The following is a 25,405-nucleotide window of genomic DNA, read 5'->3' on the forward strand; positions in this document are numbered from 1 at the left end:
AAATAAAACGAGGTTCAAATGGAAACAACTATGTACAACGAGTATGGATCATCAAACGTTAGCCAGCTCAAACAAGAAGAAAATGGTATCCAAAAGGGTAATGAATCAGAAACAGCATTTGCTGAGCTGGAACGCGGAGTGCATGCAGCACTAGAAACTTATTCCAACGTACATCGTGGGAGTGGACACAATTCAATGGTATCTTCTCATCTATATGAGCATGCCAGAGACATTGTTTTAGAATATATGGGGCTTAATAAAGAGAGATATATTGTCATTTTTTGCTCTTCCAAAAGAACAAATGACTTAACATCTCAACTTAAGTCAGGAAGTTATCAGTTTTTGACAAGCCAAGAAGTAGGTTTGCCGTTGGGCATAACTGCAGTGATAGTTGGGAAAAAAGCGTTACCTAAAGGCAGACCATCAGAATGTGGTGGTGGAACAGCCAGACTTGTTGCTGCAGACTGGATAATCTGGAATAATGGGCCAGACAAATTTGAAGCAGGTACTCCAGCCATTGTTAATGTCATTGCATTTAGCAAGGCACTTCTCTTAATGAAGCAATATGGAAAAGATATCTTTAAGAGGTTATCTCAAAAGGATCTTAGTGTAAATGAATTGATATATAAGGATGAGTTGGAGAAATACTCTGGACTAGAACTTATGAAGGAACTTAAAAAAACTTTAATAGGACGAGGTATGATTGTACCGACTATGGAAGGTGAGAGACGATTCGTAAATCTGGATAATAGTGCCAGTACACCTACGTTTACCCCAATTTGGAACACATTTCGTGAGGCGTTACGTCTACCAGAGAAAAAAAGACAAGAAGTAGTGCAAGAAGTAAAAACTATTTGTAGCGAAATCCTGGGAGCACCTCTCGAAAACTATGATATTATTTTTACCAAAAACACTACCGAATCTATCAACCTGGTATCTGAAAATCTGATCAATAATCCCGAAAATAATATTGATCCAGTAGTACTGATTTCTCTGCTGGAGCATTCTTCTAATGATTTACCATGGCGTATGATTTCCCAAAACTCTCTGATCAGGTTAGGAGTGAATGAAGAAGGTTTTATAGATTTAGTAGAGTTGGAAAAAAATCTACGAGAATATAATCTGGAGTATAAGTATGCAAAGAAGCGTATTAAAATTGTTGCTCTAAGTGGTGCTTCTAATGTTTTAGGGTCATGTCATAATATCAAGGAAGTAAGCTCGATTGTTCATAAATATGGTGCAAAACTTCTGGTAGACGGTGCCCAGGTAGTTGCTCATCTTAAGGTTGATATAGAAAAAGAAGGGATCGATTATATGGCTTTTTCTGCTCATAAAGTATATGCGCCATTTGGTACCGGGGTATTAGTAGTTAAAAAAGGATTACTCAATTATAACCTGAATGATAAGAAACGTATCCAATTGTCTGGAGAAGAAAATATAGGAGGGATTGCTTCATTGGGTAAAGCACTTGTGCTTTTACAACGTATTGGTATGGATGTGGTTCATAAAGAAGAACAAGTATTGACTAAACGAATATTAGATGGGATGTCAAAAATACCTGGGCTTACCGTTTTTGGGGTAAATGATCCTAAATCCCCTAAGTTTGATGATAGGATAGGAGTTATTGTTTTTGAAACAAAAGGAATTTTGCATAACAAGTTAGCAGAAGAAATGTTCAGGAAAGGAGGTATCGGTGTACGATACGGTTGCCATTGTGCCCATTTACTGGTTAAGAAAATAACAGGTATTAGTCCTGTACTCGAACAGGTACAACGTGTCGTTTTAACGGTAGCCCCAAAGACTCAATTACCTGGAGTTGTTAGGGTTAGTCTTGGAATAGAAAATACAGAAGAAGATGTAGACATCTTAATTGAGGTGTTACATAAACTAATTCAACAAATCAAAGAGAAACCTAGTGGGGCGCAAAAAAAGGCAAACTCAAAAGCAGAAGCCGATTTCCAGAAACAGTTGGATAATTTCTCTCAGGCAGCAGCTCAAAAAGTTTATGCTTAGTTGTTAAGATGAACATTAATATTCATGAATAGGAAATAATCACCTTACCCCAAAACATAATCTGGTTTTGGAAAATTCCTAGGATTCAAATTTTATTTACAAAAATTTCATTAGATATGCTGAGGCAGGATTTTGTTTACATATCCCGATAACCTTATTCATGTCAGATCATCATATCAGTAATTCAATATTCAGGATAAATATCAAGAAAAATAAATGATCTTGATTGAATACTTGATAATCGAGACTCAATGTTCTATTGATTAAATGATGGTCAATGACCTATCGTAAATCAAATATCATCAACATACATTATAATTAAAAACTAAGATACAGGTAATGTAGCTTAATCTGGTATACTCAAAAGATTCGTATACCTATCACACAAAAACTTAATTTTTAACCACTTAATAATAGAAAAATATATGCGTATAGCAGGAATTGAAGCAATGAATGTCTTCGGAGGCACAACATTTTTGGACGTAGAAAAACTTGCAGAATATCGTAAATTAGATACATCTCGTTTTAAAAATCTTCTTATGAAAGAGAAAACGGTGGCATTACCCTATGAGGACCCAGTTACTTTTGGGGTAAATGCAGCCAAGCCTCTTATAGATGCTCTTAGTCCGGAAGAAAAAGATCGAATCGAACTGGTAATCTCATGTACAGAATCGTCATTCGATTTTGGGAAATCAATGAGTACTTATTTTCATGAAATTTTGGGCTTGAATCGTAATTGTCGTTTGTTTGAATTAAAAAATGCGTGCTATTCTGGAGTGGCTGGTTTTCAAATGGCAATCAATTTTATCTTATCTCAAACCTCACCTGGGGCAAAAGCTCTGGTAATTGCTACAGATGTATCTCGTTTTATGATAGAAGAAGGTGGAGATGCACTCACTATGGAATGGTCATTTGCAGAACCTAGCGGAGGTGCCGGAGCGGTTGCTATGCTGGTTAGCGAGAAACCTTATGTGTTTCAAGTAGATATTGGTGCTAACGGCTATTATGGTTATCAGGTTATGGATACCTGCAGACCTACTACAGATGGTGAAGCCGGAGATTCTGACCTGTCATTACTCTCTTATTTAGACTGTTGTGAGAATTCTTTTTATGAATATCAAAAACGTGTTCCCGAAGCAAACTATGCCAAGACTTTTAGCTACCTAGCCTTTCATACTCCTTTTGGAGGAATGGTCAAAGGAGCACATCGTAATTTAATGCGAAAAGCAGTGAAAGCAAAACCTAAGGATATAGAAATGGATTTTGAAAATCGAGTAGTTCCCGGGTTGATCTACTGTCAGCGTATTGGTAATATTATGGGAGCGACAGCCATGATGTCACTTGCTAGTACGATTGAGAATGGCAGTTTTGACGCACCACAAAGAGTAGGGTGCTTTTCTTATGGGTCAGGCTGTTGTTCTGAGTTTTTTAGCGGTATTGTAGGCGAAAAAAGTAAGGAAAGTATACAGAAATTTAAGATCAAAGAGCAATTTGATAAAAGGTATGAATTAAAAATGGATGAATACGAAAATTTACTGGTAGGAAGCAATGCAGTAAAATTTGGTACACGTAATGTAAAATTAGATACTGATTTTATTTCTCAAGCCAGAAAAACACTTGATAGAGAGACACTTTTTTTAAAAGAGATTAAAGAATTTAAAAGAGAATACGAATGGATATCATAAGTAATGCAACATCATACGAAACTATAAAAACCAGATTTGAAGGAGATATTTGTTTTATTCAAATCGATCGTCCAGAAGCTAAAAATGCAATTAATAATAGACTGATCGAAGAGTTTACAAATGCACTTGATCATTGTGAAGAGTTGGCAAAAATTGTGGTTGTCGAAGGTTCTCCTGAAGTATTTTGTTTTGGAGCAGATTTTAAAGGGATTCAACAAAGTCTTGAAAACGGAACTCTGCACCAGGAACAAAATCCAGAACTAATGTATAATCTATGGCTAAAACTATCCTCAGGCCCATATATTACTATTGCACATGTTAGAGGGAAAGCTAATGCCGGTGGAATGGGTTTTGTTTCTGCTTGTGATATAGTTCTCTGTGAACAGAAAGCAGTATTCAGTTTGTCAGAACTTCTTTTTGGATTGATGCCTGCGTGTGTTTTGCCTTTTCTGATCCGACGAATAGGGTTTTCAAAAGCACATTATATGACATTAATGACTCAACCTATATCGGCAAAGGAAGCATATGACTGGGGATTGGTAGATGCATATGGCGAGAATAGTAAAAATCTGTTGAGAAAACATTTATTACGACTACGCCTGCTTTCTAAGCAGGGAATAGCCAGTTATAAGAGTTACCTGAATAAATTGAATGATTTTCCAGATACTTCTAAATCACATGCTCTTGCAGCAAATATTGAAGTGTTTTCTGATGAAAGCAATCTGAATAAAATAGCAAGATTTGTAAAAACGGGGCAATTTCCCTGGGAAGAAGAGTAAATGATAAATAGAGATATAATATCTTCTGGTAAGGTTGGCTATAGAATCGGATTACTCGCACTATTTAAACCTTTTAAAAACCAAACTCAATTAGCTTTCTGGGTGTGATTTTAACTGATTTTAATACATCGTTAACACTATGAAGAAACCAAATTATTATTAATTTATTTTTTAGAGAGAGAAGCATGAAGAATTGCTCCAACTTCACCAATAATATTGTAATTAGTATTATCATCTCATTTATAAGTATTACATATGTTTATGGCCAGATTCCTATAGAAAATGATAGCATAGTAGACAGTGAGGATTTTGATATCATTGATATGGGATCTACTATGATTGAAGAAAAAAAAGGTTCTCCCTCATGGGTTTCGGATATGTTTAGTGCAATGCGTTTGGGTATACAATATGGATTTACTTATAAAGTTGAAAAACCGGATAAAATCATGAATAACCGGCTTTCATTTCGACTAGAATATTCTAAATCTTTCATGGATTACCTTTCACTTCATATAGACACAAAAATGTTTGCCTTTCTCAAAAATGATCATAGGATTAGAGATGAAAAGGATATAGTATTTGAAGGAAGAACCAGAGAAGCTTACTTGCAAACTAGTTTTAATAAAACTAGTATCAAAGCCGGAATTCAGATAGTTGTATGGGGAGAGTCAGATTATGCAATTGTTACTAATGAAATAGGTCGTTTGGATTATCGGGAACCATTAAGCCTCAATATGGATGACCTTAGGATTGGGCAACCCATGTTAACGGTAGATCAATATTCATCATTTGGATATTGGAGTGCATTTTTTGTGCCTTATCCCGAATTTAACGAACAACCAAGAAAAGGAACAGGGTATTATTACGATCCTTTTGACGGAAAAGTTGAGTATCTAAAGGAAAAACAGAAAGGAAATTTTTTTGAATATGGTTTACGATGGAGAAAAACCTACGGAAAAAGTGATGTTAGTATTATGGCTGCCAGTTTGATAGATAATCAATATGCTTTACGAATGGTCACTCCTGATCTTATTGCCAAAAGTAAGCATCGGTTTTTTATGACTGGTGTCACCCTAAATCGAGCAATCAATAATTTACTCGTTAAGGGCGAAGTAGCTTTAAAATCCCGAAAAGCATATAATAATGCATCGTTTCAGATTATAAAGAAAAACGCTCTGGATGCTTCACTTGGTGTTGATTATTCTCCTAACAGTACTTTTACGTTAAGTATGGAAGCAGTAAATTACCATATCATGGATTGGTCTAACCAAATCCAGGGAATGCCTAGAAACAACTACATAATCCTGATGGCCTTGAGCAAACAACTAATGAAAAATGATTTATCTTTTAGTTGGGCTTCTATGTATAACGGGCCTTATACTAATTTTTTTAATGTGGTATCAGCTTCTTACAATTGGAATGACCATATTACTCTAAATTTTGATGCACTCATTCCTATAGTAGACGATAATAGAAGTGGTTTTTACCCGTATCGTGATCAAAAACAAGTTGCTTTTAGGGTTTTATATCAGCTTTAATGGCTTATGGTAAATACTACATGATGCTTTCTTGGCTATAAATAAAAAGAAAAACTGGGGCACTATAGATGTATAATATCTAACCAGGTAATCAGAAGGTTTTTAAGATTTTCTATTAATACTAGTTGTACAGAAAATGCAATGGGTTAGGAAACCCTTTCATTAAAATAAAAAAATCAAATGAATAAACAGATTATATGTATGTTCTCTGGCCAGGGTTCTCAATACTACAAAATGGGTAAAGAACTCTATGAACATAATGAACAATTTAGATATTGGATGGATCATTGCGATGAAATGATTTTTCCGTTACTAAAAACTTCCTTAGTTGATGTTTTATATAGAGGAAAAAGAAAGAGTGAACCTTTTGACGATATTCTTTATACGAACCCTGCTATATTGAGTATCCAGTACAGTATGTTCAAATTACTGAAAGAGATGGGTGTTCAGCCAGATTTTCTTTTGGGGTATAGTATGGGGGAGCTTCATGCTGCTGTTGTTTCGGGTGCCATTTCTTTAGAAGACGGGATCAGAGTGTCGGTTGATATCGCTAAACTTACTCATGAAAGAACCCAACCCGCAGGTATGTTGGCCATTATGGAATCAAAAACAATAATGACTCGCTACCCAGACCTTTTTCATAACTGTTGGCTTACGGCAGGAAATTTTCAAGAGAACTTTGTTGTGAGCGGTTTACCTCATGCTATACAAAATCTTCATCAAAACCTAAATAAAGAAAATATTATATCACAAATATTACCGGTTAAATATGGGTTTCATACTGAGCTTATAGACCCAATTGAAGAAGCTTATACACGTATTTTCGATGGTATTAAGGTAGTACCTCCCAAAATTCCGATGATATCGTCATTGCAAGCAGGAACAGTTCGGGAACTTAACGGGGATTACGTATGGAAAGCAATCCGTTATCCTGTTAATTTTGAGCAAACCATAGAAAGAATACTAGAAACTGGAGATTATACTTTTATAGATATGGGACCTAGTGGAACTTTATCAACCTTTGTTAAATATATACTTCCTTCAGATTCAGATTCTATTTCACTACAGATGATAAATCAATTTGGAAGTGATCTCAATGTCATTCAAAAGTTAAGAACCTGTTTATGTTAGTAATCTACTGTAATAAATATTTTTCAGAAGTGTTTACAGAAAGTATTTTATAAAGAATAATAAGAAAAGGTGCTGTACCCAAGTGGATTAAGGGGAAGGTCTGCAAAACCTTTATTTCAGTGGTTCGAATCCACTCAGCACCTCTTAAGAACATTTTTATCTATATGTTTTGAAGTTCGAAACTATGACTTACACAAATGGCGCTGTACCCAAGTGGTCTAAGGGGAAGGTTCGCAAAACCTTTATTTCAGTGGTTCGAATCCACTCGGCGCCTCTATAAATACAAAGCACAATAATTTACACATCAATGAAATTTGAAAATCTGATAATGAATGTTGGATATACGGATACTGGTTATAACGGTATAGTACAGGTTGTCATATTAAGAATGACTCATATGTCTATGGTAAACTATAGTTATTTGGTGGTTGACCATATTAATAATCAGGCTGTTATTGTAGATCCGGCCTGGGATATTAGAAAGGTAGAGCAGGCCCTGGAGAATACCGAAACAGTCTTAAGTGGGATTTTACTAACCCATTCTCATCTTGATCATATTCATTTAGCCCAACCACTTGCAGAAAAATACAGTTGTCCCATATGGATGTCAAACGAAGAAATTGCGTATTCTGGTTATTATGCTCCACAATTAGAGGGTATTAATATTACACCATGGTCAGTTGGCCAAATACAGATCGAACCTTTATTTACTCCGGGTCATACACCTGGTGGTATGTGTTATCTAATAGGAAACAGTCTATTTTCTGGGGACACATTATTTGCTGAAGGTTGTGGCTTATGTTTTGACGTGCAGGGAGCACATAAGATGTTTGACAGTATTGAACATCTAAAAAAAAGGATTGCACCAGATACACTCATTTTTCCAGGTCATAGTTATGGTAGATCCCCTGGTCAGGAATTTTCGCAAGTATTGAAGCATAATATATATCTGCAATTTAAAAACAAAAATGATTTTACTGCATATCGTTTAAGAAAGGGACAGAATAAGTTAAACTTTTTTGATTTTCAGTAAGGTAAAATCTTAAACCAAAAAGAAGTGTATAATATTTAAATAAATAATAGAAATTATGTCAAAAGAACATGTTTTTGAAGTAGTGAAAAATGTAATTATAGAAGTGCTTCCGGATATAAAACCGGAGCAGGTTCACATCGAAAAAAACCTACGAGAATTGGGAGCTAACTCAATTGACAGGATGGAGGTAGTTACCATGTCGATGGAAGAATTAGATCTGAAAATACCTTTAATGAGCTTCGCTCAAGTAAGCAATATTCAAGGTATGGTAGACGTATTGGTAGAGAACTATACAACATCTGTTGAAAGTAATTAATGTCGCTAATAATATTGCCAATAAGAGTATTTAAAACGAATCTAATCATTTTGATTTGTGACTAAAAAGAGATAGACAATGTTGACAACAAATAAAGTTGGAATTACCGGTATGGGAACAGTTTCTTCGATAGGTAATGATGTTTCTACATTTTGTAACTCCTTAAGGAGCGGAAAATCAGGTGTTAAAAAAACACCTATTATAGAGGAACCAAAAGTATCTGTTGATATTGCTGCTAAGATAGAAGGGTTTTCCTTCTCTGACTTTGTAGATCGTTTTCAAAATGTATCAGAAGAGAAATGCCAACATGCCAAGCGGTTAGGTAGAAGAGCCCCTTTTGGTATCCAAACGTCTATTGTTTCTGCCTTAGAAGCGTGGTTAAGTGCCAGACTACATGATAATAAGCCTTTGCCAGAACGAGTAGGGCTGGTTGTAGCAGGACAAAACAGTACTCAGAACTATCAATATGACCTAATTTCAAAATTTAAGAAAAATCCAGAATATCTTTCTCCTCGGTACGCTCTAGAATTTTTAGAGACCAATCAAGTTGGGGTCTTGAGTGAGTTATTTGATATTAAAGGAGAAGGATTTGCAGTGGGAGGAGCTTCTGCCACTGGGAATGTCGGTATTATAAAAGGATATCAACTTGTTCATGCAGGTTTGGTTGATGCATGTGTAGTGACCGGTGTTGTTGCAGACCTTTCTCCGATGGATATTCAAGGTTTTATTAACATTGGAGCTATGGGAGGTAAGAAATATTTAGATCAACCAGAAAAAGCTTGCCGCCCTTTTGATTCGCAACATGAAGGTTTTATTTACGGACAAGCCAGTGCTTGTGTAATTCTAGAATCCGAAATAAGTGCTGAAAAAAGAGATGTCCCATTTCTGGCTGAAATCAATGGTTATGCATTAAATCTAGATAGCAATAGTGCTGCCAATCCAAATGTAGATGGTGAAGCAAAAGCAATGCTTTCAGCATTAAATCAAGCCGGGTTATCAGTTTCAGATGTTGATTATATAAATACTCATGGAAGCTCTTCTCCCTTGGGGGATAAAACCGAAGCAGAAGCTATTAACAAAGTTTTTAAAGACCATACTTCTGGTTTGTGGTTAAATTCTACTAAAGGATTAACGGGGCACTGTTTGTATTCGGCAGGTATGGTAGAGATTATCGCAACAGTCGAACAAATGCGACAAGGGTTTTTACATCCGAATAAAAACCTGGAAACCCCAGTTTGTAACAGTTTACAGTTTTGTGGTGTTGAGGCTTTTGATTATCAGTCCAATGTGGCAATAAGTAATTCTTTTGGCTTTGGCGGAATAAATACTTCAATCGTATTAAAAAGAGGAAAAAATTAAGATTTATAAACCTAATATAAAAAACAAGATAAAAATGAAGAAAACATATGTATTTCCCGGTCAAGGTTCCCAGAGAAAAGGAATGGGAGAGCAACTTTTTGATGAGTTTCCTGCGTTGATAAAGAAAGCAGATAAAATATTGGGATACTCTATTAAAGAACTTTGTTTAGAAGATGCAAATGATCAGTTAAATCAAACACAATATACTCAGCCGGCATTATATGTTGTAAACGCTTTGTCTTATCAGAAGAAAATTAAAGACGGAGAAAAACAACCAGATTTTTTAGCAGGCCATAGTCTGGGTGAGTATAATGCATTGCAAGCAGCGGGTGTGTTTAGTTTTGAAAGCGGCCTTAAATTGGTTAAAAAGAGGGGAGAACTTATGAGCCAGGCCAAAAATGGAGGGATGGCTGCTATTTTAAATTCTTCAGAAGAAAAAATTCAGGAAATACTAAAGGATGCAAATCTAACCACTATTGATATTGCGAACTTAAATGCTTCTTCTCAGATTGTCATTTCTGGTCTAAAAGAAGATATTGAAAAGGCGCATCCATTTTTTGAAAAAGCAGATATCATGTTTATACCTTTAAATACCAGCGGAGCATTTCACTCCCGATATATGAAAGAAGCAGCTGCCGAATTCGAAGAATTTATAAAGAAAACAAGATTCTATAAGCCAAAAATTGAAGTAATTGCTAATGTTACCGGGAAACCTTATGCGCATGGTAATGTAGGTAAACACCTAATAGATCAGTTATCCAACAGTGTAAGGTGGTCCGAAAGCATGACATATTTGTTGCATCAGGGAGAGATAGAGTTTGAAGAACTGGGAGTAGGCGATGTACTGACCAAATTGATTGGGTATATCAAAAGAGATTTCGCAAAAACTGTTAAGGAAAAGACCAGTAAAAAGGCAGAAGTTGATCAAAAAAAGCATTCTAAAACAATATCCAGCAGTTCAAAGAAAACGACCAAACCAATTAAAAAAAGCAAATCGGTAACAAAAGTAGCAAAACAAAAGAAAATATCAGACCCTATTAAGCTTGTAGAGCAATGGAACGAAGTTTACCCGATAGGAACACAAGTAATCTCAGATTTTTATGAAAATGAACTAGAAACTAGGTCAGAGGCAGTAATACTGTTTGGTCATCGAGCGGCGGTATACATCAAAGGATATAATGGATATTTTGATCTAAGAGAGGTGAAACCTGTTCAAAGCAGTTAAATGAAAAATAAATTAATATTTATTTTTTTAGATGGAGTTGGCCTAGGAAAAAATGTGAAATCCAATCCATTTACCAAAACTTTTATGCCTACACTGTTTAACCTGGTAGGAGAGGAACTAACCAATACCACAAATGTCGTTAAGCAAAATTTCCTGGTGAGAGGAATTGATGCTTGCCTGGGAGTTGAAGGAATACCTCAAAGTGCGACAGGACAAACATCTTTATTTACCGGGTATAACGCTCAGGCATTTTTAGGACATCACTTGATGGCATATCCAAATGATCAATTGATTGCATTGATCAATAAAAGATCAATTTTTAAATATGCCAAAGAGAATTATATCAAAAGCATTTTTGCTAATTCCTATACCGATGGATTTTTCAAATCTTTTGATAAGAATTCTTCAAATTATAGTGTAACTACGCGCTGCGTATTAGCTGCCAAAAATAATTTTAATACTATGAATGACCTTGTTGAAGGCAGAGCTGTACATTGGGATATTACCAACTTTACTTTACAAGATATGCCCAACAATAAGATACCTTTGATAACTCCATTTATAGCCGGAGAAAATTTAAAGAACTTAACAAATGACTACGATTTGATTTTATATGAATGTTTTTTTACCAGATTTAATAGGACATAGAAAGGATATGAATAAATCCATCATGTTTTTGGAGATGTTTGATGAATTTCTTCGTGGAGTAATTCATGATAAACCAGAGAATATTCATGTTTTAATTACCAGTGATCATGGGAATATTGAAGACCTTTCCTTTGGCGGACATAGTAAAAATGAGGTTCCGTTTATTTTTATGGGAAAAGAAACACATCACTTTTTAAAAGTAAGCGCTATTAATGAGCTATTCCATACTATATTTACAAAACTATTTGATACGACCTCTATTACTAAGTTTGAAAAGATTTGAGAATGCATTCTATAGATATTTTTTTTACATCTTTTAAAGAACCACTAGAGCACAGCCTTTTTTCGGATTATCTATCCATGCTACCACCAGATTTAAGGAAAAAAAACTCACAATACCTTCGTTGGCAAGATAGACACGCGCATTTGTTTGGTCGATTACTGTTGATTGAAGCATTAAAGAGTTATGATATAGAAAACAACATTTGGGATCTTATTGCTTATAGTTCACACAAACGACCATATTTAACCTTGAAAGAATATGATTTTAATATATCCCATTCTGGAGATTATGTGATTTGTGCAATAGGAAAAAATATCAGACTTGGTATTGATATTGAAGAACACCGAAAGAGAAACCTAAAAGATTTCAGGAATTTAATGACCGCAGATCAATGGGACGAAATTAACAGTGCAAGTCGCCCGTTAAACACGTTTTATAAATACTGGACCATTAAGGAAAGTGTGATTAAGGCAGATGGTCGCGGGTTTTATATACCGCTTAATGAACTAGAAGTAAAGAATAACACTGTTCGTTTTGAGGATAAATTATGGTTTGTTAACGATTTTGTATTTACAAAAGGGTATAGTGTAGCATTAGCAACCAATCAATCATCAACATTTAATATGCAGGCTATTAACTTTTATACCTCTCATATGGTTTAGCTCGATGTATAGCATTTATAATTTCAATCTTTCGATCATATTTTTTTAATCTTGTGATAACCTTTTTTCGTTTTTATAAGGGATAAGGTGCTTATACACAAGAAAATAGTGATAGCATTTACCTCTACAATGTATCACTGGTTGAAGAATCACACTTACAAGTTAGCTTGGCTAGCAAATTAATTAAAAATTAATTCAAATTAAATTATAGATTATGAATAAGAACGAAAACGACATTTTTGATTTGATAGCTGCTCACGTGGCTGATATCTCATTGGACATTGCTGATGGTCCAATCATACGTTCTTCAATGTTATCTCCTCTTGGAATGGATTCTATTGGTAGAGCAGAACTAATTGCAAGGATGCTCGAAGAACTATCGTTGACAGCTTCAGCAAGAGAATTTTATAAAGCCAATAATCTTGGTGAACTTGCAGCGTTATTTGCAAATAAGCTGAAGGAACAGTGAATCCTGTTAGTTGATTAAGATTAATAATCGAATACTTTTCATTAGGAACCAGAATTGATTTTTTTTGACTAAAGGCTTTCAAAAGCTTTTAGATATATCTATATGTTTTTTGTTTTCGCTTTGTACTTTTGTACAAAATTAGAAAGACCAGTTAGTCGTGTTTTTTGTTACTTATTGAATATTAATACTTATTAAAAAAAGTTTTATAGCAAAAAAATAGCTTATGTATTTGATAAAAAGTAAAGTAAGATTAGCAGGTTTGTTATTTATCGCTGGTATGGTTGCAGGGGTTTTTAGTGTAGCACCATCAATTGATTCTACAAAATATTTAACAGAAGCCGCTGCAAATTCTAATAATGTAATCATAGATGCTTTCTTTCAATTTATGATGTCGCTTGCATACTTAGGAATTGCAATTTTATTATACCCTGTAATCAGAAGGTTTGATGGTAGTTTAGCAATCGGCTTTTTTAGTTTTAGGATAATTTCTGCAACACTCGTGATTTTTGGAACAATATTATTATTGTCAATATTGGCTTTAAGTCAAGAGTTTGTATATAATTCACCTCAAAGCTCTCCAGATTTAAAAGCATTAGGAAATGTATTCAAAGTTATGCGGGATTATATAAACCATGTATTTATGGTTCTGGTTTTGTGTATAGGAAATTTTATGTTGTATGTTTTATTAGTTAAATCGCGACTAGTGCCTCGTTGGCTTTCAGTTTGGGGGGTATTAGGCACATTGTTATCTGCAATTGCAAGTATTTTGATTTTATTTCAGGTTATTGAAATTATCACAGCCGAATACTTAATTTTAAATATTCCAACAGCAATACTAGAATTGATTCTAGGGATATGGTTAATGGTAAACGGATTTGACAGAAGAGCAGGTGCAGGAATGCACGAATAAAGAAAATACCAGAAAACACAAAACGCATAAGCAAGCATTCTGTAATACGATAGAATGTTGAATAGGGTATAATCTTTGGGCAAAAAGTTCGATGTTAATCTCAATTAGGTATTATTTTTATTAATAAACCTCTATACATACAACATGTATAGAGGTTTTTTTTATTGGTGATTATGGTGCTGGTAATCACTACGTATTGCTTAAAGCTTCGAATGAGAATTTAAAAAAACACCTACAAATATTATGACCTTTGGATATAGTAGCAGCTTTTTTTATATAAATTAAATATAGATCTCTGATTTCTTGAACAGTAACGTATTTGATATCGATTCTGCTCTACTAGTTCTTCCAATTTGACAGTATATTTTTTACTTGATACCAGTAAAGTTTTTTAAAAAAACAGGGTAGAATATTTTTATTTATAATCATTCTTAATAGATTTGCGGGCATGTATTATATTTATTTAGAATAAATAAACATAATTTTCTAAATCTATTAATTATAATAAATGAAAAATCAATTACTTATCATTTTAGCATTGCTATTATCAACCTCTATTTCTTTTTCACAAAATGGAAGTATAAAAGGCACAACTGTAGATAATACTCAAACTGTAGTACCAGGAGTTAATATTATCATTAAAAACTCGACTCAAGGAGTGCAATCTGATGAAAACGGAGCTTTTGAAATCACAAACGTTGCAGACGGGGATCATATTCTTGTTGTATCCTATTTAGGATTTAAGACAAAAGAAATTCCTTTTACTATATCTAATAATGAAACCAAACAATTGGATGCTATTATTTTATATGAAGGAAATGAAATTTTAGCCGAAGTTATAATAGAAGGAGAGCGAAGAAATAAATTTTCAAGAAAAAAAACAGCTTATGTAGCTAAATTACCTTTAAAAGACTTAGAGAATACTCAGGTTTATAGCACAGTTACCACAGATTTGTTAAAATCACAAGTGGTAACAAACTTTGAAGATGCATTAAAAAATGCAGTTGGTGTTGAAAAATTATGGTCTTCTACAGGACGAGGCGGAGATGGAGCCGGATATTATTCTTTACGCGGATTTTCGGTACAACCTCAATTGGTTAATGGAATACCAGGTCTTACAAACGGAACTATTAATGCTGCAAATATTGAAAGAATAGAAGTGGTAAAGGGACCTTCTGCAACACTATTTGGTAGTGCCGTAACTTCATATGGAGGGCTTATAAATGTCGTTACCAAAAAACCATACATAGGTTTCGGGGGTGAACTTTCTTTTACATCTGGCACCTATGGCTTTAATCAAGTAAGTGGAGATTTTAATACACCATTAGATAAGAATAATAACATTTATTTTAGATTGAATACATCTTATGCCACAGAACAGAGTTTTCAAGATGCGGGTTTTAGAAAATCTTTTTTTGTAGCTCCATCACTATCTTATCGTGTTAATAATAAATTATCCTTTTCGTTTTATGGAGAAATTTCACAGGCAGAACAAACCAATCCTATGTTTTTGTTTTTGAATAGAAGTGCACCGACTCAAGCGAATAACTTAGATGAATTAGGATACAATTATAAATTATCATTTACTAGTAATGAATTAACCTTAGAAAACCCTACGCAGAATTATAGGGTAGAAATGGATTATAAGCTTTCTGATACTTGGCAGTCACAAACCGTATTGTCAAAAAGTTCAACATCTACAAAGGGGTATTATTCTTATTTGTTTGATTTTGGAGTTTTGGGTAATGACACTTTTTCTCGTTTTATTAGTAAACAAAATTCTAACACCCAGACAACAGATATTCAACAAAACTTTACAGGAGATTTTAAGTTAGGATCAATTAGAAATAGGGTTGTTTTTGGTATAGACTATTTTAATTCAACACAAACGGATAATAGTAGTGGCTTTGCTTTTTATGGAAATATAACTCCTGAGGGAGGTTCTAGTGGGGATAATCCTTTTACACCAAATGTTGAGACTGATACATATACATTATCAGCGGCTAGTGTAGATGCCGCACTTGCATCTCAGGGAATCGCTAATATAAAATCTAAATCACATGTATATAGTGCTTATATTTCTGATGTCGTTAATATTCTTCCATCTTTATCGGCTATGGTAGGTTTACGATTAGACGTATTCGATAATGAAGGTGATCTTGCAAACTTTGAAGATGATTATGATCAAACAGCTTTCTCCCCAAAATTCGGTCTTTTATATCAACCTATAATAGATAAATTATCGGTATTTGCTAATTATCAAAATGGATTCACCAATGTAGCACCTGCTTTAGTAGGAGATCCAAATGCTGGTCCGCAGACGTTACAAACTTTTGATCCAGAGCAGGCTAATCAATTAGAATTTGGTGTTAAGACTAATTTGTTTAATAATCGATTAAATGCTTCGGTGAGTTATTATGATATTAAAGTAAAAGATCGTGTTATTACAGATCCAGCTTCACCGTTCAATAAAATACAAGGAGGAGAAGTAGAAAGTAGTGGTTTTGAAATTGAAGTAAACGCTAGTCCTATTGATGGCCTTAATATTAGAGCAGGCTTTAGTAATAATGATAGTGAGACCACAAAATCTGATAATGCAGAAATATTAAATCGTAGACCATTAGAAGCTGGCCCTGAGACGCTTTATAACTTTTGGACGAGTTATGAATTTCAAAATGGTAAACTAGATGGTTTTGGACTGGGCTTAGGCTTCAACGGTGCGAGTGAGCGTTTTGCAATCAACTATGCATCTACCGGAGAGTTTATTCTTCCGAGTTATACTGTTGCTAATGCTTCTATTTTTTATCAGGCTAAAAAATATAGAATTAGCCTAAAACTGAATAATGCATTTAATAAAGAATATTACAAAGGTTGGTCAACTATAACACCCCAATCTCCGAGAGCTATATATGCAAATTTAATATATAAGTTTTAAAATAATCTAATAGAAAACCACTCTAAATAAAATATTTAGAGTGGTTTGGTTTATAAAAATAGAATGATAACAGTTAGTATATTATTAATTTTTTTTGGAAGTTTTTTATTATATCACACCTCAGAAAAGGGACTAATAAGCTATGATTTACCTGCTGAAAAATGGGCTCAATTAAACAAAGTCATTTCAAAGGTAATAGCAGTTGTATTTTTATTGACTTCATTGATTATTATCGTTGTCTCTTTTGGAAGAACATCGGGGATACTGTTTTGGCTTTTTTTGATGATAATGATTTTAGGATTAATCATCATTATGGCTCCATTCAAAAAAGTAACATACAAACAGATTTCAGTTTTATTTTTAGGGCTATTAATACTTGAATTAATATTATAAATTATGCCAGCAAACCCAAAATATTTAGATAAATCTCCCTGGCAACAATTTGCTAAAATTTCGGCAGGAATTATAGGAGGCTATATCATTTCTGCATTATTACATATGTGTTTACCACTTTGGTTGCCTAATCCACATGAGATTTTAATTACCTCGATATTTACATTGTTCATCGTTTGGTGTGCACTTCTAATTGTTCCCTTTTTATTTAAAAATGGTTGGAAAGCGTGGTTATTATATATACTAGTAGCTATAGTATTGTTTGGGATATATTATTTAGGAAATCAAAATAATCCTTTTGTATAATGAGTAAGAGAAATCATAATATATTCTTTAATACACATACTGTAAGCGGTATTGTGATTAGTGTCGCTTTATACATTATATTTTTTGCAGGTGCATTTGCTTTATTTAAAGAAGAAATTGCAATATGGGAAGAAGGAAAACCTATAAGTCATATTGAAAGAAATGACATTGATTATGATAGAATGTTTAAAACGTTGGATGATCAATATGAACTAACTGGTAGAGATTTACAACTTAGCTTTGGAGAAGATCGTGACCATATCTATGTTTTCATGGGAGCGAGTAAAGACTCCTTGGCATCAGAAAAAGGAAAACAACCTAATTATTTCTATGTTGATATTAATTCTATCGATACCAAAACGTATCCAGAGCAATACAGTTTAGGAGAGTTTTTATATCGATTACATTTTTTTGCGCAACTACCTTCAATTGGGATATATCTAGCCGGTTTTGTAGCATTATTTTTCTTATTTGCTATTGTTACCGGAGTTATTGTACATTGGAAAAAAATCATTCCTAATTTTTATACATTTAATCCAAAAGCAGCTTTAAAACGTGTTTGGGTAGATGCCCATACTGCTCTTGGAGTAATAGGGTTACCCTTTCAATTTATTTTTGCAGTTACCGGAGCCTATTTTTGTTTAAGTATTTTGGTATTGCTTCCTGCTAATACTTTATATAATAATAATCAAACCAAATTAATGGAGGACTTACGTCCTGAACGAAAAACGTATGAGTGGATTGCTAGAGCCGAAAAAGAAATCCCCAGTTTTAATGCCTTTTCGAAAAAAACAACAAATGATCGGTCTGATTTTCATTTAACGAGAGGTTTTATAAAAAACTATGGAGGCACCAATATGAAATATGTTTTAATTGGTGAGTATAAAGATAATAAACGCTTTATTGGCACAGGTCGTACCGTGCTTGATGTCTTTTCGGGAGAAATAGAAGAACAGAAAAGTCCTGATAAAGCGGTTTATAGTGAAGATGTTCAACGTGTTATAAGTCGCTTACATTTTGGAGATTATGGTGGAATCCCAATGAAAATTATCTATTTCATTTTAGCAATGATAACGTGTTTTGTTATTATTACCGGAGTTTTAATATGGATTGAGGCTCGTAATAAAAAGAGCATGACAATTAGCCAAAGATTATATACGGCTAAGGTAGGTCACATTTATTTAGCTATTTGTTTATCAATGCTTCCTGTAACTGCATTGGCATTTTTATTTGTCAAATTTTCAAATGGTTATTTTGAAGATAAGCAAACCGCGATCTATTACTTTTATTTTATTATATGGTTGATCGCTATTTTCTTTTTTCGATTTAAGAGAGATAATTATGCTACCAATAAATACAGTTTATTACTTGGAGCTATTTTTGGCTTTCTGATCCCGATTAGTAACGGAGTTATATCAGGAAATTGGATATGGAATACTTTTACTCAACATCAATTTGAAATTGTATTGGTTGATGTGCTATGGATTATAATTGCTTCAGTTTCACTTATTTTTTACTTTAAGATACAACCCCAAGTAAAAGCACAAAGTTCCTTTGATAAAAATCAGATAGATTATAAAAATATTTCAACATTAAAAGCAGAAGAAATTAGAAAAGCTGAAGCAAAACAAAATAGTAGCAATGATATAGAAGCTACTAAATTAGAGATAAAAGACGACAATCATAATTCTATAACTATGAGAACAAAAATTATCACATTATGGATATTCATTATCCTTGGATTTATATTTCATCACATTTATGGATTAGCTAATGTGTTTTTTAAAGAATCAGTGTTGATTGAGGGTTCAAATGGAGAAACACCTTTTTGGGCACATCAGTGGCGTATTTTAATGGAAGGATTGGCCTTCTTATTTGCAGTAATGACTGTGCAAGTATCTAAAAAATGGTTTAGATGGATTTCATTTATTTGGGGAATTATTGTAGCCTTATTTAATGTATATCATGTTATTGAAGCTATTATGCATGAAGCTACTAATTACTCTGAGATTTTTATTTTACTGCTAATGGCAGTTGCAAGTATCTTTCTGGTTATAAATTTAAATAAGTGGAAAAATATTCAAATAGCATAAAATGGTTTCTCAATTTGCAGAAGTAGCAAATGTTGGTGATCAACAATAAAAAAACCTTGAATTTTTCCAGGTTTTTTTATTCCCGAATTCCTGAATGTAATATAGCCCAAACTGGAGTATATTCTGAACTTGAAGAATTTGTAATTTGTTGTATATCATTTCCATCTATTTTGGTAATAAATAAATCAAAATTATCAGTTGTTATATTAGTAAAGACGATAGCCGAACTGTCGGGAGACCAAGATGATTTAAATCTCCAATACATATTACGATCTTTATAATAATTGTACCTATTGTATGTACTTTGTAGTGTATTGGTTAAATTAATTTGATTTGCACCGGTAATATCCATTCTGTACAGATCTAAATACCCATTTCTATCCGAAAAAAAAGCAATATATTTTCCATCAGGAGATACCGATGGTGCAAAATCATTTCCAGATATATTGTTAGTTAAATTTGTAACTTTTTTACTTTTTAAAGCGATACTGTAGATATCGTTTACACCGTTTTTATTACTATAGAAAATTATATAACGACCGTCTGCCGACCATACAGGAATTCTGTTTTCTTGACCCATATTTTTGGTAAGTATTACTTCGTTTTTTCCATTTTTATCGGCTATAAAAATATGAGTGTTTCTTCCAACGTTTTTTTCATAAACGATCATATCTCCTTTTGGAGAAAAAACACCATTAGTGTAGTAGCTTGACAAATGACTGATTTTTTTTGTAGAGGTAGTGGAAAGATCATGGATAGCCAGTTTCCAACCACCATAACGATAGGTGTTAAAAAGAATTGTTTTCCCATCTGGTGAAATATCGGGGTTATATTCTCCCATCCCAGATGAATAAGGAATAACTGTTTTTTCGCTAGAATCGTTTGGATCTATACTCAATATAGACCATCCTCTATCATTACCATGCTTTCTAGCAAAAAGAATTTTGGATTGAGAATATCCTACAATAGTTATCAAGCAAAAAAGAAAAGTTGTTTTAAGTAAATTCATTGGTTTTAATTCTCTGTTTTTTTAAGTAACAAGTTGTCTAACTCTTCAGTATAGGTGTCAATTATCTTATACTGTACATCTATATTCAAACTCTTTAATTTTTTAACTATGTTTTGTTTTACTTGTGACGCATTTTTATCTTTTTTAGTATAAAACAATCGTATAGGGATTTTTAGTTGTGTCAATAGAGTATACTCTTTATTGTTATAATGCTCCCAATAATTACTTGATAATAACGTAAGAGAGGCAGGGGAATACTCTAAGGCAGTGATATATGTTTGCGCAGGAATACACCCATCTTTATATCCTATAAAATGAATTTTTTGGTGTTTTACTTTATAGCTTTTCTTTACGAATTTTAGAAAATCGTTGAAACCATGATGAATTGGATGACTTATCCAATCTAGTTGGCCAATAGGAACTTTGGGGATAATAATTATATAATCATAATTTTTATGATTCTTCCATAGGTTGTTTACCGACCAAATTGTTTGATCATTTTTAGCATCAACTGCAGCAAATGCTACTGCGGTATTATATGCTTTGTTATTATCATAACCTTCAGGTAATAACACGGTATACTCGAATATAATATCATTAAATGCTTTATATCTTTTAAACCCTTTGGTCTGTGCTGATAAAAAGCTTGTATTTACAAAAAGTGCTACTATATATATTAAAAATGCTTTCATTTTAAGTTTTTAAGAATGTGAGAACCTTATTTCACAACAAAATTATTGAAGATACATTTCTAAAAAAACCGATTTGTGATGAATGGTTGATGATGTGATGGTTGGTTAATTTGGATCATTTTTTTATGCTGTATAAAGCAAATTATCACAAAGTTAACGGTCTGTCACAATCTTCTTTCTAAGGGCATACTCCTGTGATAATTTTACATCAGTAAATAAATTATAAAATCATATTTAAAATGTTAAACGATAAATCTATCAACATGAAAACATTAAAAATTAATCTATGGTTTGTCACTGTTTTACTATTGACAACTTACAGTTATGCACAGGCTGTGGTAACCACTCCTAAGCGAAGTCCTAGAGCCGAGTTTAGCCAAACTTTTGGTATAACGAAAGTTACTATTGAGTATGGAGCACCAAAAGTAAAAGTAGTAAGAGGAGACAGAACAGGTAAAATTTGGGGACAACTAATACCTTTTGGATTGCAAAAAATAAATTTTGCTGGTAAAGGAGAAATCCCATGGAGAGCAGGAGCTGATGAGAACACGATTATTACCTTTAGTACAGATGTTAAAGTAGAAGGTAAAGATTTAAAAACCGGAACGTATGGTTTACATATGATCATTAATGATGAGAAAAATGCTACAGTGATTTTTTCTAAAAATACGAGCTCTTGGGGAAGCTTTTGGTATACTCCAGATGAAGATGTTTTACGAGTAGATGTAGTAATGAGGGACAATGCATTTCATGATGTGCTAAATTATAGTGCAACTAAGTTAGATACTAAACAAGCTGAATTTTCTCTAAGTTGGGAAAATAAACAAATCCCATTTAATGTTAGTGCAGATACACCAGTATTGGTTACCGATAATCTAAAAGACGAATTGAGAGGGCAATTTGGTTTCGGGTGGAAAGGTAAGTTCCAGGCAGCTCAATATCTTACAAGAGTAAACCATGAACCAGAATTGGCATTACAGTGGATAAATGAATCTATTGGAGTGCAGAAAATGTTTCAAAATTTAAGTTTAAAAGCTAATATTCTGTTTCAACAAGGAAAAATAAAAGAAGCTATGCCCCTTTTGGATGAAGCTGCAGACATGGCAAATAATAATCAATTAAATGGATTAGGATATTTACTTATGACAAATAAGCAATTGGATAAAGCTATATCTTATTTCGAATTAAATGTAAAACGAAACCCTAAGGATGCAAATGTATATAATAGTTTGGGTGAGGCATATAAAGCTAAAGGTAAAAACAAAGAAGCACTTAAAATGTTTAAAAAGTCGAATACATTAAATCCTCCAAAATTTGTAAAGGATAGTAATGATCAATTTATTAAAGAATTACAAGGAAAATAATTAGATCCTAAAAAATCCAATTTGCTAGAGATTGGTTGATGATAGTGTTATCTAGTGTAGCCGGCAGAAATAATATCTTTTTTGATATCATATTCTTTATTGGCATAGCATAATTTAGAATATCCAATCGAGATTTTATCTGCTGGCTTTATAGTATAAGCTCTTACCATTTCATTTGTGGGATTACCAGGAAAATTAAATGTTGCTTTTACAGCTAAATCAATAGTTCGATCAGTAGTATTTAATAGATAAATAGCATCACCACATTTGTTTGCTTCCTTTTCAATTTTTAAAAAAGAAATAGCTTCTTGACCATACAAATCACCATGTGCATCAAAACCACCATTATTGTTGTCGTATAGTAAATGGTAAATTTCTATATAGGTTAATTCACTAATATCTTTTGAGTTAGAATTTGCCGAAGCATTTTTTTCATTCTTGCAGCTATGAAATAGTATTAAGAAAGAACATAAAAAAAAGAAAACTTTTAATTTCATAAAGCGGTAATTTCTATTAAACAAATTTTTATAATAATATATAACTACTTTTAAAAGGAATTTCTAATAACAAATGTATAGTTTTTAATCTTGGCGTTTCATTTTTTAAATTATAAAAATCTTCCTATATCTATAAAAAAGATAGTTTTAACAGCATTAGCTGTTAGCATATTTTTTATTTTAAAAGCCTATACAAATCATTTGGTTAATCAATTTAACTATCCATTTAGTTGGATATTGATTTCTCTAAAAATAAGTATTTCATATTTACTTTGGGTAGTTTTGACACCGCTTGTATATTCTCTGGTAAAAATGCTACAAGATAATAGTACAACTGTTCTATATAAGATTTTAATGTTTACAACTGGTTGTATTGTATTAGCTGTTTTTCATCAAATTTTGAGCTCACGAATAGATGATTTTATAAATTACCTTAATAATGGTTATATGAAATCTTTTTTTGGGCGTAATAATGTAACTGTACTTGTCGTGGGAAGTTTCTCAAGTTTTATAGAATTGCTTGTGATTATTGCTTCTTTTTTAGCGTTGGATTATCAAAAAAAATATATACGAAATCAAAAAGAATTAATTGCGGCACAGTTAAATGCATTACGAATGCAATTGCAACCACATTTTTTGTTTAACACTTTACATTCTATTGCTGCAATGATAGATATTGATACCAAAAATGCACAGAAAATGCTAAGCAAGCTGGGTGGTTTATTACGTAATGTATTAGAATATGATGCAGAACAAATGGTAATGGTGGCCGATGAATTAAATTTCATTAAAAATTATTTGGATTTAGAACAAGTTCGTTATCAAGACAGAGTAACCATAGATTATGATATTTCTGATGATACTTTGGATGTGAAAATTCCGAATATGATTTTTCAGCCTTTAGTAGAAAATGCTGTGAAATACGGGATAATGCCAACGATTGATGATGGAGAAATAGTCATTACAATTAAGCAAGAACATTGTAAAACGCTACAGGAAAATGCTTTGATTTTAGAAATTACAAATACGTATAATTCTAAAAGTACTATAGAGAAACCATTAGGTACAGGGGTTGGCTTAGTGAATATTAGAAAAAGATTACAGCAGTTTTATCAAAATCGTTTTGTGTTTACGTCATATTTTCAAACTAAAGAATTATATGTCGCAAGAATCACAATACCAATTATTACATAGTTATGAGATTACGATACATGATTATAGATGATGAATATTTAGCCAGACAGCGTTTAATTAAGTTGTTAGAAAATTTTGAAGATATTACATTGGTTGGAGAGTGTAGAAATGGAAATGAGGCAATAGAAAAAATTACTTTAAAAGAACCCGATTTAATCTTTTTAGATATACAAATGCCAGATATGAATGGTTTTAATGTTATTTCTCGATTACAACATAAACCTTATGTGATATTTACTACAGCATATGATACTTATGCATTAAAGGCTTTCGAGATAAATGCCGTTGATTATCTTTTAAAACCTTTTGATGAAGAACGATTGCATGTTACTTTAGATCGGGTTTTTGAACTTAAAAAAAGAAAAAAAGCATCAAACCTAGAAGACAAAATAAAAAAACTGATCAGTAATTATGAGTCTAAATCTTCTGATTTCTTAAATGAGATTATAATCCATGAAAAAGGTAGAGATGTAGTTATTAGGATAGATGATATCATCTATTTTAAAAGTGATGGTAATTACGTGCAAATTATTATGCAAGACAAAAGGTATCTGCACAGAATAACAATGAATGCTTTATTTGATAGCTTAGATACATTTCAGTTTTTAAGGATTCATCGTTCTCTAATTGTCAATAAAATCTATATAAAATCTTGTAAGTATACCAGCAATAATGAGTATCTGTTAAAGCTAAAAAACAATGAGGAACTTATCTCTTCAAGGTCATACAAACCTTCGATTTCTGATTATTTATCTTCATTAGAAACATAAATTTTCTTCTTGTTAATAACATTTTTAATAACTCATTTCTATTAATTTAAAAAGAGGAATTTCTATTCTTATTTTTATAAAAGATAAAAAGGTCTTTTAAT

24 protein-coding genes and 2 tRNA genes are annotated in these 25,405 nt (G+C 32.7%); 23 read left to right on the forward strand and 3 right to left on the reverse strand.

The features are described 5' to 3' along the window. The first annotated feature begins 18 nt into the window (after positions 1 to 18). The 20 genes from NNL09_RS10000 to NNL09_RS10095 all read left to right on the forward strand — a co-directional run bounded on the left by NNL09_RS10000 (position 19) and on the right by NNL09_RS10095 (position 19,778). Positions 19 to 2,013, forward strand: a complete 1,995-nt coding sequence (locus tag NNL09_RS10000; RefSeq protein ID WP_196911698.1) for an aminotransferase class V-fold PLP-dependent enzyme — start codon at positions 19 to 21, stop codon at positions 2,011 to 2,013. A 425-nt stretch (positions 2,014 to 2,438) separates the two neighbouring features. Continuing rightward, positions 2,439 to 3,698 carry a hydroxymethylglutaryl-CoA synthase family protein gene (locus NNL09_RS10005; protein WP_025666767.1) on the forward strand — a complete coding sequence of 420 codons (1,260 nt, stop codon included), beginning with the start codon at positions 2,439 to 2,441 and terminating at the stop codon, positions 3,696 to 3,698. Next, positions 3,686 to 4,477: an enoyl-CoA hydratase/isomerase gene (locus NNL09_RS10010; RefSeq protein ID WP_025666768.1), complete on the forward strand. Its 792-nt coding sequence runs from the start codon at positions 3,686 to 3,688 to the stop codon at positions 4,475 to 4,477. Before NNL09_RS10005 ends, NNL09_RS10010 begins: the two co-directional genes overlap by 13 nt. Positions 4,478 to 4,662: 185 nt before the next feature. Next, the gene (locus NNL09_RS10015) at positions 4,663 to 6,015 is read left to right on the forward strand and encodes a DUF1302 family protein (RefSeq protein ID WP_196911699.1); all 1,353 of its coding nucleotides are present in this window, start codon (positions 4,663 to 4,665) and stop codon (positions 6,013 to 6,015) included. 180 nt (positions 6,016 to 6,195) lie between these two features. Then, entirely contained in the window at positions 6,196 to 7,146 is a 951-nt protein-coding gene (locus NNL09_RS10020; RefSeq protein WP_196911700.1) for an acyltransferase domain-containing protein, read from the forward strand. A gap of 68 nt (positions 7,147 to 7,214) precedes the next feature. After that, a tRNA-Cys gene (locus NNL09_RS10025) sits at positions 7,215 to 7,289 on the forward strand. Positions 7,290 to 7,345: 56 nt separating this feature from the next. Then, positions 7,346 to 7,420 (forward strand) — tRNA-Cys (locus NNL09_RS10030). A 33-nt stretch (positions 7,421 to 7,453) separates the two neighbouring features. Then, complete coding sequence (locus NNL09_RS10035) at positions 7,454 to 8,179, forward strand: MBL fold metallo-hydrolase (protein ID WP_231389276.1); 726 nt, start codon at positions 7,454 to 7,456, stop codon at positions 8,177 to 8,179. A gap of 55 nt (positions 8,180 to 8,234) precedes the next feature. Further along, positions 8,235 to 8,495, forward strand: a complete 261-nt coding sequence (locus NNL09_RS10040; RefSeq protein ID WP_025666772.1) for an acyl carrier protein — start codon at positions 8,235 to 8,237, stop codon at positions 8,493 to 8,495. 78 nt (positions 8,496 to 8,573) lie between these two features. Continuing rightward, positions 8,574 to 9,854, forward strand: coding sequence for a beta-ketoacyl synthase N-terminal-like domain-containing protein (locus tag NNL09_RS10045; RefSeq protein ID WP_196911701.1), 1,281 nt, complete (start codon positions 8,574 to 8,576; stop codon positions 9,852 to 9,854). Between the two features lie 34 nt (positions 9,855 to 9,888). Next, on the forward strand, positions 9,889 to 11,079 hold the full coding sequence (gene fabD, locus NNL09_RS10050; RefSeq protein WP_196911702.1) for an ACP S-malonyltransferase: 1,191 nt from the start codon (positions 9,889 to 9,891) through the stop codon (positions 11,077 to 11,079). Next, on the forward strand, positions 11,080 to 11,727 hold the full coding sequence (locus NNL09_RS10055) for a hypothetical protein (RefSeq protein WP_254514233.1): 648 nt from the start codon (positions 11,080 to 11,082) through the stop codon (positions 11,725 to 11,727). Between the two features lie 7 nt (positions 11,728 to 11,734). Beyond that, positions 11,735 to 12,010, forward strand: a complete 276-nt coding sequence (locus NNL09_RS10060) for a hypothetical protein (protein ID WP_254514234.1) — start codon at positions 11,735 to 11,737, stop codon at positions 12,008 to 12,010. Positions 12,011 to 12,012: 2 nt separating this feature from the next. Continuing rightward, the gene (locus NNL09_RS10065) at positions 12,013 to 12,672 is read left to right on the forward strand and encodes a 4'-phosphopantetheinyl transferase superfamily protein (RefSeq protein WP_025666776.1); all 660 of its coding nucleotides are present in this window, start codon (positions 12,013 to 12,015) and stop codon (positions 12,670 to 12,672) included. Positions 12,673 to 12,886: 214 nt separating this feature from the next. Continuing rightward, positions 12,887 to 13,141, forward strand: a complete 255-nt coding sequence (locus tag NNL09_RS10070; RefSeq protein WP_025666777.1) for a phosphopantetheine-binding protein — start codon at positions 12,887 to 12,889, stop codon at positions 13,139 to 13,141. A gap of 223 nt (positions 13,142 to 13,364) precedes the next feature. Further along, positions 13,365 to 14,051, forward strand: a complete 687-nt coding sequence (locus NNL09_RS10075; protein ID WP_196911704.1) for a DUF4386 domain-containing protein — start codon at positions 13,365 to 13,367, stop codon at positions 14,049 to 14,051. 508 nt (positions 14,052 to 14,559) lie between these two features. Then, complete coding sequence (locus NNL09_RS10080) at positions 14,560 to 16,986, forward strand: TonB-dependent receptor (protein WP_025666779.1); 2,427 nt, start codon at positions 14,560 to 14,562, stop codon at positions 16,984 to 16,986. A gap of 63 nt (positions 16,987 to 17,049) precedes the next feature. Then, positions 17,050 to 17,379 carry a hypothetical protein gene (locus tag NNL09_RS10085; RefSeq protein ID WP_196911705.1) on the forward strand — a complete coding sequence of 110 codons (330 nt, stop codon included), beginning with the start codon at positions 17,050 to 17,052 and terminating at the stop codon, positions 17,377 to 17,379. A gap of 3 nt (positions 17,380 to 17,382) precedes the next feature. Beyond that, on the forward strand, positions 17,383 to 17,685 hold the full coding sequence (locus tag NNL09_RS10090) for a hypothetical protein (protein ID WP_025666781.1): 303 nt from the start codon (positions 17,383 to 17,385) through the stop codon (positions 17,683 to 17,685). Next, positions 17,685 to 19,778, forward strand: a complete 2,094-nt coding sequence (locus NNL09_RS10095) for a PepSY domain-containing protein (RefSeq protein WP_196911706.1) — start codon at positions 17,685 to 17,687, stop codon at positions 19,776 to 19,778. Before NNL09_RS10090 ends, NNL09_RS10095 begins: the two co-directional genes overlap by 1 nt. A 76-nt stretch (positions 19,779 to 19,854) precedes the next feature. Here the strand turns inward: NNL09_RS10095 and NNL09_RS10100 are convergent, their stop codons facing one another. Both NNL09_RS10100 and NNL09_RS10105 read right to left on the reverse strand, forming a co-directional pair. Further along, a complete protein-coding gene (locus NNL09_RS10100) occupies positions 19,855 to 20,787 on the reverse strand; it encodes a DPP IV N-terminal domain-containing protein (protein WP_196911707.1) in 933 nt (310 codons plus the stop codon). Between the two features lie 5 nt (positions 20,788 to 20,792). Then, a complete protein-coding gene (locus NNL09_RS10105; protein ID WP_196911708.1) occupies positions 20,793 to 21,479 on the reverse strand; it encodes a hypothetical protein in 687 nt (228 codons plus the stop codon). A 263-nt stretch (positions 21,480 to 21,742) separates the two neighbouring features. Between NNL09_RS10105 and NNL09_RS10110 the strand changes: the two genes are divergently transcribed. Continuing rightward, positions 21,743 to 22,843, forward strand: a complete 1,101-nt coding sequence (locus NNL09_RS10110; RefSeq protein WP_196911709.1) for a DUF2911 domain-containing protein — start codon at positions 21,743 to 21,745, stop codon at positions 22,841 to 22,843. A gap of 47 nt (positions 22,844 to 22,890) precedes the next feature. Here NNL09_RS10110 and NNL09_RS10115 read toward each other — a convergent pair whose 3' ends face one another. Beyond that, entirely contained in the window at positions 22,891 to 23,340 is a 450-nt protein-coding gene (locus NNL09_RS10115) for a hypothetical protein (protein WP_025666786.1), read from the reverse strand. A gap of 447 nt (positions 23,341 to 23,787) precedes the next feature. Between NNL09_RS10115 and NNL09_RS10120 the strand changes: the two genes are divergently transcribed. Further along, a complete protein-coding gene (locus NNL09_RS10120; RefSeq protein WP_196911710.1) occupies positions 23,788 to 24,534 on the forward strand; it encodes a sensor histidine kinase in 747 nt (248 codons plus the stop codon). Positions 24,535 to 24,536: 2 nt separating this feature from the next. Further along, complete coding sequence (locus tag NNL09_RS10125; protein ID WP_025666788.1) at positions 24,537 to 25,304, forward strand: LytTR family DNA-binding domain-containing protein; 768 nt, start codon at positions 24,537 to 24,539, stop codon at positions 25,302 to 25,304. Positions 25,305 to 25,405 lie beyond the last annotated feature (101 nt).

Origin of the sequence: Aquimarina sp. EL_43 (assembly GCF_943422735.1) — a bacterium.
GTDB lineage: Bacteria > Bacteroidota > Bacteroidia > Flavobacteriales > Flavobacteriaceae > Aquimarina > Aquimarina megaterium.

Bases quoted from the DNA above. Each gene is read 5' to 3' on its own strand.
- NNL09_RS10125 (WP_025666788.1), top strand. From the start codon at position 24,537: ATGAGATTACGATACATGATTATAGATGATGAATATTTAGCCAGACAG.
- NNL09_RS10080 (WP_025666779.1), top strand. From the start codon at position 14,560: ATGAAAAATCAATTACTTATCATTTTAGCATTGCTATTATCAACCTCT.
- fabD (WP_196911702.1), top strand. From the start codon at position 9,889: ATGAAGAAAACATATGTATTTCCCGGTCAAGGTTCCCAGAGAAAAGGA.
- NNL09_RS10115 (WP_025666786.1), bottom strand. From the start codon at position 23,340: ATGAAATTAAAAGTTTTCTTTTTTTTATGTTCTTTCTTAATACTATTT.
- NNL09_RS10035 (WP_231389276.1), top strand. From the start codon at position 7,454: ATGAAATTTGAAAATCTGATAATGAATGTTGGATATACGGATACTGGT.
- NNL09_RS10075 (WP_196911704.1), top strand. From the start codon at position 13,365: ATGTATTTGATAAAAAGTAAAGTAAGATTAGCAGGTTTGTTATTTATC.
- NNL09_RS10085 (WP_196911705.1), top strand. From the start codon at position 17,050: ATGATAACAGTTAGTATATTATTAATTTTTTTTGGAAGTTTTTTATTA.
- NNL09_RS10060 (WP_254514234.1), top strand. From the start codon at position 11,735: ATGAATAAATCCATCATGTTTTTGGAGATGTTTGATGAATTTCTTCGT.
- NNL09_RS10120 (WP_196911710.1), top strand. From the start codon at position 23,788: ATGAAATCTTTTTTTGGGCGTAATAATGTAACTGTACTTGTCGTGGGA.
- NNL09_RS10020 (WP_196911700.1), top strand. From the start codon at position 6,196: ATGAATAAACAGATTATATGTATGTTCTCTGGCCAGGGTTCTCAATAC.
- NNL09_RS10015 (WP_196911699.1), top strand. From the start codon at position 4,663: ATGAAGAATTGCTCCAACTTCACCAATAATATTGTAATTAGTATTATC.
- NNL09_RS10045 (WP_196911701.1), top strand. From the start codon at position 8,574: ATGTTGACAACAAATAAAGTTGGAATTACCGGTATGGGAACAGTTTCT.
- NNL09_RS10090 (WP_025666781.1), top strand. From the start codon at position 17,383: ATGCCAGCAAACCCAAAATATTTAGATAAATCTCCCTGGCAACAATTT.
- NNL09_RS10110 (WP_196911709.1), top strand. From the start codon at position 21,743: ATGAAAACATTAAAAATTAATCTATGGTTTGTCACTGTTTTACTATTG.
- NNL09_RS10100 (WP_196911707.1), bottom strand. From the start codon at position 20,787: ATGAATTTACTTAAAACAACTTTTCTTTTTTGCTTGATAACTATTGTA.
- NNL09_RS10040 (WP_025666772.1), top strand. From the start codon at position 8,235: ATGTCAAAAGAACATGTTTTTGAAGTAGTGAAAAATGTAATTATAGAA.
- NNL09_RS10005 (WP_025666767.1), top strand. From the start codon at position 2,439: ATGCGTATAGCAGGAATTGAAGCAATGAATGTCTTCGGAGGCACAACA.
- NNL09_RS10105 (WP_196911708.1), bottom strand. From the start codon at position 21,479: ATGAAAGCATTTTTAATATATATAGTAGCACTTTTTGTAAATACAAGC.
- NNL09_RS10070 (WP_025666777.1), top strand. From the start codon at position 12,887: ATGAATAAGAACGAAAACGACATTTTTGATTTGATAGCTGCTCACGTG.
- NNL09_RS10065 (WP_025666776.1), top strand. From the start codon at position 12,013: ATGCATTCTATAGATATTTTTTTTACATCTTTTAAAGAACCACTAGAG.
- NNL09_RS10055 (WP_254514233.1), top strand. From the start codon at position 11,080: ATGAAAAATAAATTAATATTTATTTTTTTAGATGGAGTTGGCCTAGGA.
- NNL09_RS10000 (WP_196911698.1), top strand. From the start codon at position 19: ATGGAAACAACTATGTACAACGAGTATGGATCATCAAACGTTAGCCAG.
- NNL09_RS10010 (WP_025666768.1), top strand. From the start codon at position 3,686: ATGGATATCATAAGTAATGCAACATCATACGAAACTATAAAAACCAGA.
- NNL09_RS10095 (WP_196911706.1), top strand. From the start codon at position 17,685: ATGAGTAAGAGAAATCATAATATATTCTTTAATACACATACTGTAAGC.